Source organism: Roseococcus sp. GW821-FHT12F05, assembly GCF_058806835.1.
Window position 1 is genome coordinate 453,607 of the sequence record NZ_JBXAQB010000001.1, and the last position, 13,574, is coordinate 467,180.

The following is a 13,574-nucleotide window of genomic DNA, read 5'->3' on the forward strand; positions in this document are numbered from 1 at the left end:
GCAGTGCTATCCCTCCGGCTTCCAGTCCGGCAGCATCAACCATTGCGGCAGGTTGGCGAGGATGATGGGCTCGATGAGCGCGTCCAGCGCCGCCGTCCCCGCGCGCACGTCGGCCTCGCGGTCCGCCGTGCGCGGCACTTCCAGCGGCGGGAGAAACTCCACGCGGAAGCGCGTGCCTGGCAGGCGCCGGCACCAGCCCAGCACGATGGGCGCGCCCGTCGCCCGCGCCAGCCGCGCCGCGTATTCGATGTTGCCGCCCTGGCGCGGCCCGCGGCCCAGGCTCGGCGCCGCGACGCGGCCATGCTGGTGCTCGTCGGGGAAGACCAGCAGCACGTCGCGGTCGCGCAGCAGCGCGTTCATCGCCGGCCGCGCCGCGTCGCGCCCGAGCGGCAGCAGCCGGCCGCCGCCCTTGATGCGCTCGGCCACCACGGTGCGCGTGCGCAAGTCGCTGCTCGGCGGCTGGTAGAAGGCGACGGGCGGCGCGCCGGCGCGCACCATGGCGAGGCCCACCATCTCCCAGTTGCCGAGATGCAGCGCGGCCACGATCAGCGGGCGCGACGCCAGGTGCTCCGCGCCCAGGACCTCCACGCGGCCCTGATCGAAGAGCCGGATCGCGCGCGGCACCTCGAGAAAGCTGCGCGCCGTGTTGTCCCACATCTCGGCGAGCGCGGCCTCGACCTCGAGGTCCGGCCGCAGCCGGGCGAAGTTCACGCGCGCGCGCTGCGTCGCCGCCGTGTAGAGCTTCGGCGCCACCCGGCGCGCCACCAGCCCCGCATAGGCCTCGGCGAGCGGCCATGGCGCGCGGCGCATCCAGCCGATGGAGAAGCGGTCGAAGGCGTCGATCAGACGCTTCTTCACCCACGCCGCTCCAGCACCATCGGCAGCGTGTCGCCCGGCCGCAGCGTCAGCCGGCAGACGGGATAGGCGCGCTGCCCCGGCATGCCGCGCAGCCGGAAGCGCTGGCCCAGCGTGGCCAGGCACAGCATCGCCTCGTAGAGCCCGAAATGCTGCCCCGTGCAGACGCGCGGCCCCAGGCTGAAGGGCAGGTAGGTGTACTTCGCCGGCGGCGGCGCGCCGGGCAGGAAGCGCTCCGGCCGGAACTCGTTGGGCGCCTCCCAATGCCGCTCGTGGCGATGCACGAGCCAGGGCGAGGCGCCGACCACCGCGCCCTTCGGCACCTCGATGCCCTCCACGACAGCATCCTCGGAAGCGCGGCGCACCAGCATGGGCACAGGCGGGTAGAGGCGCAGCGTCTCCTCCACCACGGCGCGCGTGTAGGGCAGGTTCGGCAGGTCGTCGAAGCCGGGCGCGCGGCCGCCGAGCACGGAATCGATCTCGGCGTGGAAGCGCGCCTCCGCCCAATCCGCCTCGGAGAGCAGGAACCAAGCCCAAGAGAGCGTGTTCGCCGTCGTCTCGTGCCCCGCCATGAAGAGCGTGATGGCCTCGTTGCGGAAGGCGCGCGCGTTCATGCCCGAGCCCTGCGCCATGCTGGCGATGAGCGAGCTCTGCCCCGCGCGGCCGGCGAGGATGTCGGCGATCAGCCCGTCCACCACGGAGTGGATCGTCTTCACCTCGCTGCCGACGCGGAAGAAGGGCAGGCGGGGGATGAAGTCCGGCAGGCCGAAGAGCGAGACCAGGTCCATGTTGCCGATCTTCGACTGGTAGTTCGCGAAGGAGCGCACGACCTGCATCGCGCCGTCGCGCCCGAGCGCGCTGCCGAAGATGGTGCGGCAGATGACCTCGGCGGTGAAATGCCCCATCTCCGCCAGCAGGTCGAAGCGCGTGCCGTCGGGCCGTTCCTCCCAGTGCGCGCGCCATTCCTGTGCGACCTCGGTCATGACGGGCGTGAGCTCGGACATGCGCGAGGGATGCGTGACCGGCTGCACCACGCGCCGCCGCTCCTTCCAGACGAGCCCGTCGGAGATGAAGAGCCCGTCGCCCAGCAGCGCCTCCAGCGCGTGCTTCATCTGCGGCGACTTGCGCTCGAAGACCGTGCCCGAATTGACGAAGACCTGCTGGATCGCGTCCGGCATGTTGAAGAGGATCAGCCGCTGCGTGAGGATCTTCGTGTTGATGACCTCAGTGCGGTAGGAGCCCTCGCTCCAGATCTCCAGCAGGCTGCGGCGCGCGCGCGCCAGCAGCTCGGTGATCGGAAGGCGGCCCTGGAAGCGTTGCGGATGCGGCGGCGTGTAGGGGGCGTGGTCCATCATTCCTTGTGCACCCGCAGCGGGCCGAAGGCTTGCCCGACGGGCATCATCTGCAGCGTGTTGATGTTCACGCGCGCCGGCAGCGTCGCGACCCAGTGCACCGCCTCGGCGATGTCGTCGGGCAGCAGCGGGTCGGCGCCGGCATAGACGCCGGCGGCCTTGGCGTCGTCGCCGAAGCGCACGTTGCTGAACTCCGTGCCGCCGACGAGGCCGGGCTCGATGTCCGTCACGCGCACCTTCGTGCCCCAGAGGTCGGCGCGCAGGTTCAGGCTGAAATGGCGGACGAAGGCCTTGCTCGCGCCGTAGACATTGCCGCCGGGATAGGGGAACTCGCCGGCCGTCGAGCCGATGTTGATCACATGGCCGCGGTTGCGCGCGACCATGCCGGGCAGCACCGCGCGGGTGACGTACATCAGCCCCTTGATGTTGGTGTCGACCATGCGGTCCCAGTCGTCGAGGCTCGCCTCCTGCGCGCCGGCGAGACCGAGCGCGAGTCCCGCATTGTTCACGCAGACGTCAATTTCCGACCATCCGGCGGGAAGCGCTTCGATCGCTTTCGTCACCGCCTCGCGGTCCCGCACGTCGAGCGCCAGCGGCAACACCGATTCGCCGAGCTCCGCGCGCAGCTCCGCGAGCCGCTCCTCCCGCCGTCCTGCGGCGATGATCCTCGCCCCGTCTGCCGCGAAACGCTTCGCGATCGTGCGGCCGAATCCCGCCGTTGCACCCGTGACGAGGATGATCATGCAGAACGCGCTCCATTCAGTTTCGCGCAAGCTACCATTCAGCGCGGGTAAAGCCTCCCCCACCTATGCCAATTCAGTCGGTGGCTTGAAATGTCCGATAGATTACCTATAGTTAATGTTCATCGGCATAGAGCGCCACAGGCGCCGGGCCGTGGCTCGCCGGGGGGAGACAGGGACAGTCAGCTTTGGAGATCGTGATGCCGTTGGCCATCGCGCGCCGTTTCTGCGCGCCCCTGTTGCTTGCCCTGGCGATGCCTGCCTTCGCGCAGCCCGGCACATCCGACGTGCTCATCCGGCTGGACGAGCGGCAGCTGCGCAGCGGCGCCTTCGAGCTGGGCAACCCCGAGCCGGAGAGCGGCCCCGCCGAGATCGCGCTGCCGGGCGTGGTGGTGGTTCCGCCCCAGCAGCTCCGCGTCATCGCCGCGCCGGCAGCGGGGCTGCTGGAGACGCTCACCGTCTCGCCCGACGAGTTCGTGCGGCACGGCCAGGTGATCGCGCAGCTCCGCAGCACCGAGCTGGTGGAGGCGCAGCGCCTCTTCCTCCAGGCCGTGACGGCGCATGACCTCGCCGCGGAGAAGCTGCGCCGCGACGAGCAGCTGCACCGCGAGCGCGTGATCGCCGAGCGGCGCCTCATCACCACGCGCGCCGAGGCCGTCGCCGCCGCCGCGGCGCTGGACGAGCGCGTGCAGCTCCTCACCCTCTTCGGCCTCAGCGACGAGGAGGTGGTCGAGCTGCGCCACACCCGCCGCATCCAGCCCTCGCTGTCCGTGCGGAGCCCGGTGGACGGCGTCGTGCTCACGCGCGGCGCGACGGCCGGCGAGCGCGTGGCGCAGGCCGCGCCGCTGATCACCATCGGCGACCTGAGCGTGCTCTGGATCAATGCGCAGGTGCCGATCTCGCGCGTGCCGGCGATGGAGCCGGGATCCCGCGTGCTCGTGCCCGCCCAAGGTGCCGAGGGCACGGTGCTGCGCATCGGCCGCTCGGTCGATGCGGGCACGCAGAGCGTTGTGGCGGTGGCCGAGATGACCCAGGGCACCGACATGCTGCGCCCGGGCCAGGCGGTCACGGTGGCGATGACGCTGCGCCGGAACGGCGGCGGGCAGTTCCGCGTGCCGGCCGGCAGCGTGGTGCGGCATCGCGAGCGGAGCTGGGTCTTCATCCGGATTCCCGACGGCTTCCGCGCGCGCCCGGTCACGGTGTTGAACGAGACCGCGCAGTTCACCTCCCTTCGCGGCGAGCTCGCCGCGACCGATCAGATCGCGACGCGGGGAATCCTGGCCCTGCTCGGCGAGCTCTCCGACGGCGACGAGAGCTAAGGGCATGCTGGCACGTCTCGTCGGAACGGCGCTGCGGCAGCGGCTGCTGGTGATGATCTTCGCCGTGGGCCTGGCCGTCTGGGGCTTTCGCTCCTACCAGCAGCTGCCCATCGATGCCTTCCCCGACGTCTCGCCGACGCAGGTGCTGGTCTCGCTGCGCGCGCCGGGCCTCGCGCCCGAGGAGCTGGAGCAGCGCGTCACCAACCCCATCGAGCAGATGATGCGGGGCATCCCCAACCTCGTCTTCATGCGCTCCACCACGCGATTCTCGGTCACGTTGATGACCTTCGAATTCGCCCAGGGCACCGACATCTTCTGGGCCCGCGCGCAGGTGAACGAACGCCTGCAGCAGGCGATGGACGACCTGCCGGATGGCGTGTCGGGCGGCCTGGCGCCCATCGTCACGCCGCTCGCGGAAATGCTGATGTTCACCATCGAGGGCGACAACATCACGCCCACCGATGCGCGCACGCTGATGGACTGGGTGGTGCGCCCCATCCTGCGCTCCGTGCCGGGCGTCGCCGACGTGAACGTGCTGGGCGGCTTCGTGCGCACCTACGAGGTCGTGCCGAGCCCGTCCGCCATGGCCTCGCGCGGCATCACCACCGCCATGCTGCGCGAGGCGCTGGAGCGCAACAACCGCAACGACGGCGCCGGTCGCGTGCGCGACGGCGAGGAGGCGCTGCTGGTCCGCGCCGAGGGCCGCATCCGCAGCCTGGAAGACGTGCGTGCCATCGTGCTCGCGGCACGCCCGACCGGCGTGGTGCGCGTCGCCGACGTCGCCGACGTGCGCTTCGGCGCCCTGCCCCGCAACGGCGTGGTGACGCGCGACGGCGAGGGCGAGGCGGTCTGGGGCATCCTGCTCGGCCTGCGCGGCGTGAACGCGCGCGACGTGGTGGAGGGTGCCCGCGCGCGCTTCCCGGACATCGAGCGGCAATTGCCCGAGGGCGTGCGCCTCGTCGTCTTCTACGACCGTGCGGACCTCATCGGAAAGGCCGTCTGGACCGTGCAGAAGGTGCTGCTGGAGGCGATCGCGCTGGTGGTCGTGCTGCTGCTGCTCTTCCTCGGCAACTGGCGCGCCGCGCTGGTGGTCTCGCTGAGCCTGCCGCTCGCGGTGCTGGCGACCTTCGGCATCATGTCGGCCTACGGGCTCTCCGCGAATATCATGTCGCTGGGCGGGCTGGCCATCGCCATCGGCCTGCTGGTCGACTGCGCGGTCGTCGTCGTGGAGAACACGGCGCATCGCATGGGCGAGCAGCATGGCGAGCTCACGCTGAAGCAGCGCCTCAACCTCGTCGGCGAATCCACGCGCGAGGTGATGATTCCGCTGGTCTCGGGCGTCGTCATCATCGTCGCCGTCTTCGTGCCGCTGCTCTCGCTGCAGGGGCTGGAAGGGCGGCTCTTCGGGCCGGTGGCGCTGACCATCACCTTCGCACTGCTGGCGGCGCTGGTGCTGTCGCTGACCATCGTGCCGGTCCTGTGCGTCTTCCTGCTGCGCAGCGGCCATGCGCGCGAGCCCTGGCTCGTGCGCAGGATGCACGCCTTCTACGATCCCTTCCTGGAATGGGCGATGCGGCGGCCCTTCCTCATCGGCGGCTCCGCGGTCACCGGTCTTGTGCTGGCGCTCCTCGCCTTCTCGCAGGTGGGCAGCATCTTCATCCCCGTCATGGACGAGGGCACGCCGGTCATCACGCTGCGCAAGCACCCGACCATCGGCATCGAGGCAGCGGCCGACATGGACCTGCGCATGCAGCGCGAGATCATGGCCGCGGTGCCGGAGGTCCGCGGCATCATGGGCCGCGCCGGCGCGGACGAGCTGGGCATCGACCCCGTCGGCCTCAACGAGAGCGACATGTACCTCACCTTCGCGCCGGTGGAGGAATGGCGGCCGGAGATGCAGGAAGGCGGCATGCCGGCCGTCATGGATGCGATCCGCCAGGTGATGGAGAACGTCCCCGGCATCAGCTTCGCCTTCAACCAGCCGATCGACATGCGTGTGCAGGAGATGATCATCGGCTCGCGCGGCGACGTGGTGATCAAGGTCATCGGCCCGGACCTCGAGGAGCTGAACCGCATCGGTCGCGACATCGCGGCCGCCGTGCGCGAGATCCGCGGCAGCTCCGACGTCTTCGCGCTGCGCAACGGCGGCATGGCCTACCTGACCGTCGAGATCGACCGCCTCGCGGCCGGCCGCGTCGGCCTCAACGCCAGCGACGTGCAGGACGCGCTGCGCGTCTGGGTGGACGGACGCAACGTCGGCGTGGTGCTGGAGGGCGATCGCCGCATCCCCGTGCTGCTGCGCGGCGAGGACGGGCTGCGCGCCTCGGCCAGCGGCCTCTCGCGCGTGCAGATCGCGCTGCCGGGCGGCGGCACCGTGCTGCTGAGCCAGGTGGCCGACATCCGCGAGGAAGCGGGCCCCGTGCAGGTGATCCGCGAGCAGGCGGAGCGCTTCGCCACCGTGCTGACCAACGTGCGCGGCCGCGACATCGGCGGCTTCGTCGCCGAGGCCCAGGCCGCGGTGCAGCAGCGCGTGCAGATGCCGCCGGGCTACCGCCTCGTCTGGGGCGGGCAGTTCGAGAACCAGCAGCGCGCGATGGCGACGCTCTCCATCGTGGTGCCGATCGCGCTGGCGGCGATCTTCCTGCTTTTGTTCCTCACCTTCGGCTCGGTGCGGCAGGCGACGCTGGTCTTCTGCAACGTGCCCTTCGCGCTGATCGGCGGGATGATCGCGCTCTGGGCCTCGGGCGAGTTCGTCTCGGTGCCGGCCTCGGTGGGCTTCCTCACGCTCATCGGCATCGCCGTGCTGAACGGCGTGGTGCTCATCAGCTACATCAACCGTCTCGTCGCGGAGGAGGGGCTGAGCCTGCACGACGCCGTGCGCGAGGGCGCGCGGCGGCGCATGACGCCGGTGACGCTGACGGCCTCGATCGCGGCGCTGGCGCTGGTGCCCTTCCTCTTCGCGACGGGGCCGGGCAGCGAGATCCAGAAGCCGCTCGCCATCGTCGTCATCGGCGGGCTGGTGACGGCGACGGTGCTGACGCTGGTGCTGCTGCCGATCCTCTACGAACGCTTCGCCCTGCCCAGGCCGAAACCGGCCAAGACGCCCGAAATCCAGCACGCCCCGGCGGAGTGACACCGATGAAGATCCTGATGCTGGGCGCAGCCTTGCTGCTGCCGGTCTGCGCCTCTGCCCAGAACGCCGCGCCGCGGAGCCGTGCGCCAGCCGTCGCGGCGCAGAACGGCTCCCTTTCGCGGCACCTGGAGGCCGCGCTGGCGATCGACGCCAGCATGCGAGCGCTGGAAGCGCAGCGGATGGCCGCCGGCGCGCGGGGCATCACCGCGCAGTCGGTGATCGCGGGTCCGCCCTCGATCAGCGGCTCCTTCCGGTCCGACACGCGCGGCCCGCGCGAGCAGCGCGAAATGGAGATGGATTTTTCCGCGCCCATGTGGCTGCCCGGCCAGCGCGGCGCTCTGCGCGGCACGGTGGAGCATGCGGTCGCCGAGTTCGACCAGCGCATCCTGCTGCGCCGTCTGGAGGTCGCGGGGCTGCTGCGCGAGGCCTGGTGGGACGCCGCCGAGGCGCGGCGCGCCGTGCAGCTCGCGCGCGACCGGCTCGGCACCGCGCGCGAGATCGCGCGCGACGTCACGCGCCGCGCCGAGCTCGGCGACATCCCGCCCACCGAGGCGCTGCTGGCGCGCAACGAGACGCTGGGCGCGGAGCTGAGCCTCGCCCAGGCGGAATCGGCCGCGTCCCTGGCCGTGGAGGCCTATCGCGTGATGACCGGCGGGCTGGAGCCGAACCTGCCGGTGGAGACGATCCGCGCGCGTGGATCGCACCCTGCGCTGCGCGCCGCCGAGGCGGCCGTCGCGCACGCGGAATCGCGCCAGCGCCTGGTGGCCGCGACGCCGCGCGACAATCCCGAGCTCGGCACCTTCCTGCGGCAGGAGAACGGGCTCGGCACCACGGATTCGACGAGCATCGGCCTGCGCTTCCGCCTGCCCCTGGCGACCGAGGCACGCAACGCGCCGCGCCGTGCCGAGGCGCAGAGCGAAGTCACGCGGGCGGTGGCGCTGCTGGCGCAGTCGCGGCGGCTGGTGGAGGCGGAGGTGGCGCGGGCGCGCGCGCAGCTGGCGGCGTCGGAGCAGGCGCTGCGGCTCGCGCGGCAGCGGCTGGCGGTGGCCAACGAGCAGGAGGGGATCGCGCTGCGCGCCTTCCGCAGCGGCGAGACGGGGACCTTCGATCTCTACCGCGTGCGGCAGCTCCGGCTGGAGGCGGCGAACGACGAAGGACGCGCGGGTATCGAGGCGAGCCGTGCGCGGTCGCGGGTGAACCAGGCGATGGGCGTGGTGCCGTAGTTTCAGCACGCGCGGAAAGCTATGTGGTTTTTCGCAAGGCGCTATGGATGCCCGATCGAGCGAGTTCCTCGATCAGCGCATCCCGGGCTTCCTGGAAGCAGGCCTTTCCAGCTTGTCCACCGCTGGATTGATAGGCAAGGCCCTGGCCGGGCCGAGCGATGCTCGCAGACGGTGAATTTGGCGCTAGGCTGCCTGCCATGGGGAGTAGGAAGGACGGCTGACGAACCCGTTGTTCGCGTTTCGACATCTCAACCTCCAGCCCTTGAACTCGATTGCACCTTTTGCTCGTTCGTCTTGACCTTGTCGAGAATGAGTTTCTCGCGGACGCTGAAGCCATCCAGCGGGGCAGGAAAAACTGGAATTGCTCTATCTTTGGGCGATGTGATCACTTTGCCATCAATCTTGCGATTTCGGCCGTGTTTGAATAGTCTGATGATGTTCTTTGGTGCCACCCCCTCATATTGAAGGAAAATAACCTTATTTCCTTGATCCGCCTCTACAACTGACACTGAATCTCCATGTAAATCTAGGGCTAAACTTTTGGCGTATGGCTCTATATATACGACTCTTTCGATACCACTGGCCACGGCATGCCTAGCGCACCCATGACATGGAAATGTGGTTGAATATAATGTCGATCCAACAATTCCAGACTTGCCACTACGAGCTACCGACAGAATTGCTTCCATTTCGGCATGCACGGCTCTAGAGTATTCGATAAGATTCTTTACATCAGTTCTTTTTATCGCCGATTCGACCTTTTGTTGCGTTGTTTTTTCTTTTAAAAGATTGGCTGATTCCAATTCCTTAAATATTGCGATATATAATTTTTTCTTTCGATCGTCATTATGACAAACACCATTCAACCATTTAAAGCATCGATGATCATTAACACCATCATCACTGTGATATAAGCCGCCTGCATTTTTCGGAACATCGTTAGAGCCAATTCCGATTAATTCTCCGTCTTTGTTATATATCGCTGCCCCGACTTGGCGAGACATGCAGCCAGAGGTTGCCGCCTGCGTATAGGCCTTATCCATAGCAGCTTCGTCGCGCAAAGGGGTGTTAACGCCTATATCAAATAAAACATTTAAAAATCTACTTAATGTCGACCTTAACCCAACATCATTATCTCTATCATTTCTCACAAAAAATCGGCTTGATGCGCTGTGTCTCGGACTTTTTGACCGTGATCTAAACCATCCCATTCATCATCCTCGATAGTTTTACTTAAAAAGCCAATAGAGTGCCCCTGCCTCCTCAATCTAGCCTCACGTATACTTTGTGGAGCAAAAACTCCGATGAGCCAAAATGTATCTCCATAAACCTCGCGCAACAAACTGACCTCATCCGGATGCTTAAGAGAATCAATAACATGTATCCGACGTCGATTTATTGGTAATGATTGCTCATTTTCTCCAACAGAAACATATCCTTCGTTAATTTTACGATCCACAGCAATACGTTCTACGGCCTTATCCGCCAAATACGTATTTGAAAAAGTTCGCCGAAGATCATTTCCGGCTTTTTGTAATCCTGAAATACGCTCATGCAATTCCGCCCCTTGCATTGGGATTATTAATTTAGCAACTTCTCCTGCTTCTCGAATTATGTCGCTAATTTTAATAAAATTAATTGAATATTTGTATTCTATCTCCATTATTTCGCATATTATTTGTGCAGCCTTAGTCACGCCGGATCCGACAGGGCCGACAAAGGCTATAACGAGCTCATCAGTATGACGGTCTGCTAATTGAACGAGAGGTCGTTCTTCCGATGCCTCATTCGTTACCGGCACAAAAACGGCGACACTCATTTTGCCTCCCAGTCCACCAATCCGAGGCAAACTAGATCGGCTGGATAGCGAGCCGCTACGACTTTTAAACTCATCCTGTAATTTTACGCATTCTCTCCGTTTATTTTATACAGTGGCATGAATGGACCTTCGCCGCTCAAGAGGGCTGTAAAGCCGGCCAGCCCTCTCATCGGGGGGCCTTTCGGCGTGTCCAGTGGCCCTCCGCCGGAGGAAGCTTTCACCCCGGCAAATACGATCGAACGATATCAGCGCCAGCCGTACCGGCGATACGGCCGGTGCTGCGGCGCATGCCAGCCATAATGGCGCGGCGGCGGCGCGTAGTGTGGCCGGTAGCCGCCCTGGTAGTGCACCGGCGTGACGCCCGCATGGGTGTCGACGCGAAGCGCGGTGGCGGCGTGGGCCGCGGTGCCCGCAGAGAGCAGGCCCAGACCCAGAGCAGCGGCGATGAAGAATTTCGACATTTGGAACCTCCCGCGCAGGAATTTGCGATCGAGGGGAGGTTGGGCCCGGGTCAGGGCGGGTTCCGGGCTGGATTGCCGCGGAAACAGGGCAGTTTGTAACTTTGTGCATCGCACCGAGCGGCGTTGCCGCTCGCAGTCAGCGGGGTCCAGGGCCAAAAGCCCTGGCGGGGGTCAGGGGGCAGAGCCCCCTGCGTGGCCTAAGCCGCCTCGCCCTTGACCGGCAGCCCGTCCGCCTTGCGGCTCGCGCGCTTCCGCTCATGCGGGTCCAGGTGGCGCTTGCGCAGGCGCACCGCGCCCGGCGTCACCTCCACCAGCTCGTCGTCCTCGATATAGGCGATCGCCTGCTCGAGGCTCATGCGCCGCGGCGGGATCAGCAGCAGCGCGTCATCCTTGCCGGCGGCGCGGATGTTGGTGAGCTTCTTCTCCTTCACCGGGTTCACTTCCATGTCGTCGCCACGGGAGTTCTCGCCGATGATCAGGCCCTCATAGACCTTCGCGCCCGGATCCACGAAGAGCGTGCCGCGCTCCTGCAGCGCGAAGAGCGCGTACTGCGTCGTCTCGCCGTCCACGTTGGAGATCAGCGAGCCGTTGCGGCGGCCCTCGATCGTGCCCGCATAGGCCGCGTAGCCGTGGAACAGGCGGTTCATGATGCCGGTGCCGCGCGTGTCCGTCAGGAACTCGGAGTGGTAGCCGATCAGGCCGCGCGACGGCATGATGAAGGTGATGCGCGTCTTGCCGCCGCCCGAAGGCCGCATGTCCTGCATCTGCGCCTTGCGGATGGACATCTTCTCGACGACGACGCCGGTATAGGCATCGTCCACGTCCACCAGCACCTCCTCGAAGGGCTCCTCGCGGGCGCCGGTCTCGGGGTTCTCTCGCATCAGCACGCGGGGGCGGCCGATGGTGAGCTCGAAGCCCTCGCGGCGCATGGTCTCGATGAGCACGCCGAGCTGGAGCTCGCCGCGGCCGGCGACCTCGAAGGCGTCGCTCTCCTCGCTCTCGCGGACACGGATGGCGACGTTGCCCTCGGTCTCCCGCATCAGGCGGTCGCGGATCTGGCGCGAGGTGACCTTCTTGCCCTCGCGGCCGCCGAGCGGGCCGTCATTGACGCGGAAGGTCATGGCGAGCGTCGGCGGATCGACCGGGATGGCCGGCAGCGGGATCGGCTGCTCGGGCGCGCAGATCGTGTCCGGGATGGTCGTGTCGGAGAGGCCGGCGATGGCGATGATGTCGCCCGCGTGGACCTCGTCCACCGGCACCCGCTCCAGCCCGCGGAAGGTGAGGAGCTTGGTGAGGCGGCCGGTCTCGACCGTCGTGCCGTCGGCGCGCAGCACCTTGACCGGCATGTTGAGGCGGGCGGTGCCCTGCTCGATGCGGCCCGTCAGGATGCGGCCCAGGAAGTTGTCGTATTCCAGGATCGACGCGTTCATCGCGAAGGGCGCGTCCTGGTCGACCGTCGGCTCCGGCACGTGGCGGACGATGAGGTCGAACATCGCATCGAGGTTCTGGCGCGGGCCGTCCATGACCTCGTCGGCCCAGCCCTGGCGGCCGGAGGCGAAGAGCATGGGGAAGTCGAGCTGGTCGTCGGTGGCACCGAGATTGGCGAAGAGGTCGAACACCTCGTCATGCACCTCGTGCGGGCGGGCGTCCTGGCGGTCCACCTTGTTCACCACGACGATGGGGCGGATGCCGCGGGCCAGCGCCTTGCCGAGCACGAACTTGGTCTGCGGCAGCACGCCCTCGGCCGCATCGACCAGGAGGACGGCGCCGTCCACCATCGAGAGGATGCGCTCCACCTCGCCGCCGAAATCGGCGTGGCCGGGGGTGTCGACGATGTTGAGCTTCACGCCGTGCCAGTCCACCGCGGTGCACTTGGCGAGGATGGTGATGCCGCGCTCGCGCTCCAGGGCATTGCTGTCCATGGCCCGTTCCGCGACCTGCTGGTTCTCGCGGAAGGTGCCGGACTGACGGAGGAGCTGGTCGACGAGCGTGGTCTTGCCGTGGTCGACGTGCGCGATGATCGCGAGGTTACGCATGGACATGGGGTCGGGCTTCCGGGCGTGGTTATGGCCCGCGCGCGAAGGTGCCCGGGCGGCGTTGATCGGTCGTGATGGTGTTGCTGCGGCGCACACATAGGGGGCCCGCAACAAAATTGCCAGCGACAATGCGACGTCACGTCATGCGGGCCTCCCATGCGCGCGTCTCATCGTCGCATGCCGGATCACGGAAAATGCGACGGACGTGACAAAATCTCGCGTTGCAGTTGTCATGTCACCCAGGCATATCCGCGCCGCGTTGGGGGACAAACATCATGCTAAAGCATATACTTGTCGTGATGATGGCGCTCGGCCTCGTGTCGACGGCACAGGCGCAGCAGTCCTGCCTGGGGCCGGACCGGCTCGCGGTGCAGTTCGCGCAGACGCGGCCCGGGTCGGGCGGAACCTGGAACTACGTGGCGCGGATCGCGAACTCGTCCATGCAGCCGATCCGGTTCGACGTCCGGTTCCAGATGGTCAACGCGCAGCCCAACCGCGAAATCTACGCCACCCAGACCCTGAACAGCCGGACCTTCCGCGAATACGTCCTGGCCAACGGCCCCTCCGTCGTCGACGGAACCCGCATCACGGAGAACACCCGGCTGATCTGCCGGTAGCGCGCGGCCGGCCGGGGGC

11 protein-coding genes are annotated in these 13,574 nt (G+C 67.0%); 4 read left to right on the top strand and 7 right to left on the bottom strand.

Features of this window, described 5'->3' with window-relative positions:
* Positions 1-6 precede the first annotated feature (6 nt).
* From AC1ROY_RS02345 to AC1ROY_RS02355, 3 genes are read right to left on the bottom strand one after another with little or no spacing between them, the layout of a single operon-like run.
* Positions 7-858, bottom strand: coding sequence for a lysophospholipid acyltransferase family protein (locus AC1ROY_RS02345; protein ID WP_493146758.1), 852 nt, complete (start codon positions 856-858; stop codon positions 7-9).
* Positions 855-2,210, bottom strand: coding sequence for a cytochrome P450 (locus tag AC1ROY_RS02350; RefSeq protein ID WP_493146760.1), 1,356 nt, complete (start codon positions 2,208-2,210; stop codon positions 855-857). The genes AC1ROY_RS02345 and AC1ROY_RS02350 overlap by 4 nt, the downstream gene beginning before the upstream one ends.
* Positions 2,207-2,950: an SDR family NAD(P)-dependent oxidoreductase gene (locus AC1ROY_RS02355; RefSeq protein WP_493146762.1), complete on the bottom strand. Its 744-nt coding sequence runs from the start codon at positions 2,948-2,950 to the stop codon at positions 2,207-2,209. The genes AC1ROY_RS02350 and AC1ROY_RS02355 overlap by 4 nt, the downstream gene beginning before the upstream one ends.
* A gap of 197 nt (positions 2,951-3,147) precedes the next feature.
* Here AC1ROY_RS02355 and AC1ROY_RS02360 point away from each other — a divergent pair, with 197 nt between their 5' ends.
* Genes AC1ROY_RS02360 through AC1ROY_RS02370 form a run of 3 tightly spaced genes read left to right on the top strand, consistent with a single transcriptional unit; the run spans position 3,148 to position 8,622 of the window.
* Positions 3,148-4,266: an efflux RND transporter periplasmic adaptor subunit gene (locus AC1ROY_RS02360; protein ID WP_493146764.1), complete on the top strand. Its 1,119-nt coding sequence runs from the start codon at positions 3,148-3,150 to the stop codon at positions 4,264-4,266.
* Between the two features lie 4 nt (positions 4,267-4,270).
* Positions 4,271-7,399, top strand: a complete 3,129-nt coding sequence (locus tag AC1ROY_RS02365) for an efflux RND transporter permease subunit (protein ID WP_493146766.1) — start codon at positions 4,271-4,273, stop codon at positions 7,397-7,399.
* Between the two features lie 5 nt (positions 7,400-7,404).
* Positions 7,405-8,622 carry a TolC family protein gene (locus AC1ROY_RS02370; protein WP_493146768.1) on the top strand — a complete coding sequence of 406 codons (1,218 nt, stop codon included), beginning with the start codon at positions 7,405-7,407 and terminating at the stop codon, positions 8,620-8,622.
* Positions 8,623-8,870: 248 nt separating this feature from the next.
* On the opposite strand, the gene AC1ROY_RS02375 is transcribed toward AC1ROY_RS02370, so the two are convergent.
* From AC1ROY_RS02375 to typA, 4 genes are all read right to left on the bottom strand, one after another.
* Positions 8,871-9,665 (bottom strand): deaminase, encoded by a 795-nt coding sequence (locus AC1ROY_RS02375; RefSeq protein WP_493146770.1) that lies wholly within the window; start codon positions 9,663-9,665, stop codon positions 8,871-8,873.
* Between the two features lie 104 nt (positions 9,666-9,769).
* Positions 9,770-10,441 (bottom strand): nucleoside/nucleotide kinase family protein, encoded by a 672-nt coding sequence (locus AC1ROY_RS02380; RefSeq protein ID WP_493146772.1) that lies wholly within the window; start codon positions 10,439-10,441, stop codon positions 9,770-9,772.
* A 245-nt stretch (positions 10,442-10,686) separates the two neighbouring features.
* Positions 10,687-10,902 (bottom strand): hypothetical protein, encoded by a 216-nt coding sequence (locus AC1ROY_RS02385; protein WP_493146775.1) that lies wholly within the window; start codon positions 10,900-10,902, stop codon positions 10,687-10,689.
* Between the two features lie 197 nt (positions 10,903-11,099).
* The gene (gene typA, locus AC1ROY_RS02390) at positions 11,100-12,944 is read right to left on the bottom strand and encodes a translational GTPase TypA (RefSeq protein WP_493146776.1); all 1,845 of its coding nucleotides are present in this window, start codon (positions 12,942-12,944) and stop codon (positions 11,100-11,102) included.
* Between the two features lie 269 nt (positions 12,945-13,213).
* Between typA and AC1ROY_RS02395 the strand changes: the two genes are divergently transcribed.
* Positions 13,214-13,555, top strand: coding sequence for a hypothetical protein (locus tag AC1ROY_RS02395; protein ID WP_493146778.1), 342 nt, complete (start codon positions 13,214-13,216; stop codon positions 13,553-13,555).
* Positions 13,556-13,574 lie beyond the last annotated feature (19 nt).

Bases quoted from the DNA above. Each gene is read 5' to 3' on its own strand.
- AC1ROY_RS02370 (WP_493146768.1), top strand. From the start codon at position 7,405: ATGAAGATCCTGATGCTGGGCGCAGCCTTGCTGCTGCCGGTCTGCGCC.
- AC1ROY_RS02395 (WP_493146778.1), top strand. From the start codon at position 13,214: ATGCTAAAGCATATACTTGTCGTGATGATGGCGCTCGGCCTCGTGTCG.
- AC1ROY_RS02355 (WP_493146762.1), bottom strand. From the start codon at position 2,950: ATGATCATCCTCGTCACGGGTGCAACGGCGGGATTCGGCCGCACGATC.
- AC1ROY_RS02350 (WP_493146760.1), bottom strand. From the start codon at position 2,210: ATGATGGACCACGCCCCCTACACGCCGCCGCATCCGCAACGCTTCCAG.
- AC1ROY_RS02365 (WP_493146766.1), top strand. From the start codon at position 4,271: ATGCTGGCACGTCTCGTCGGAACGGCGCTGCGGCAGCGGCTGCTGGTG.
- AC1ROY_RS02380 (WP_493146772.1), bottom strand. From the start codon at position 10,441: ATGAGTGTCGCCGTTTTTGTGCCGGTAACGAATGAGGCATCGGAAGAA.
- AC1ROY_RS02360 (WP_493146764.1), top strand. From the start codon at position 3,148: ATGCCGTTGGCCATCGCGCGCCGTTTCTGCGCGCCCCTGTTGCTTGCC.
- AC1ROY_RS02385 (WP_493146775.1), bottom strand. From the start codon at position 10,902: ATGTCGAAATTCTTCATCGCCGCTGCTCTGGGTCTGGGCCTGCTCTCT.
- typA (WP_493146776.1), bottom strand. From the start codon at position 12,944: ATGTCCATGCGTAACCTCGCGATCATCGCGCACGTCGACCACGGCAAG.
- AC1ROY_RS02375 (WP_493146770.1), bottom strand. From the start codon at position 9,665: ATGGATAAGGCCTATACGCAGGCGGCAACCTCTGGCTGCATGTCTCGC.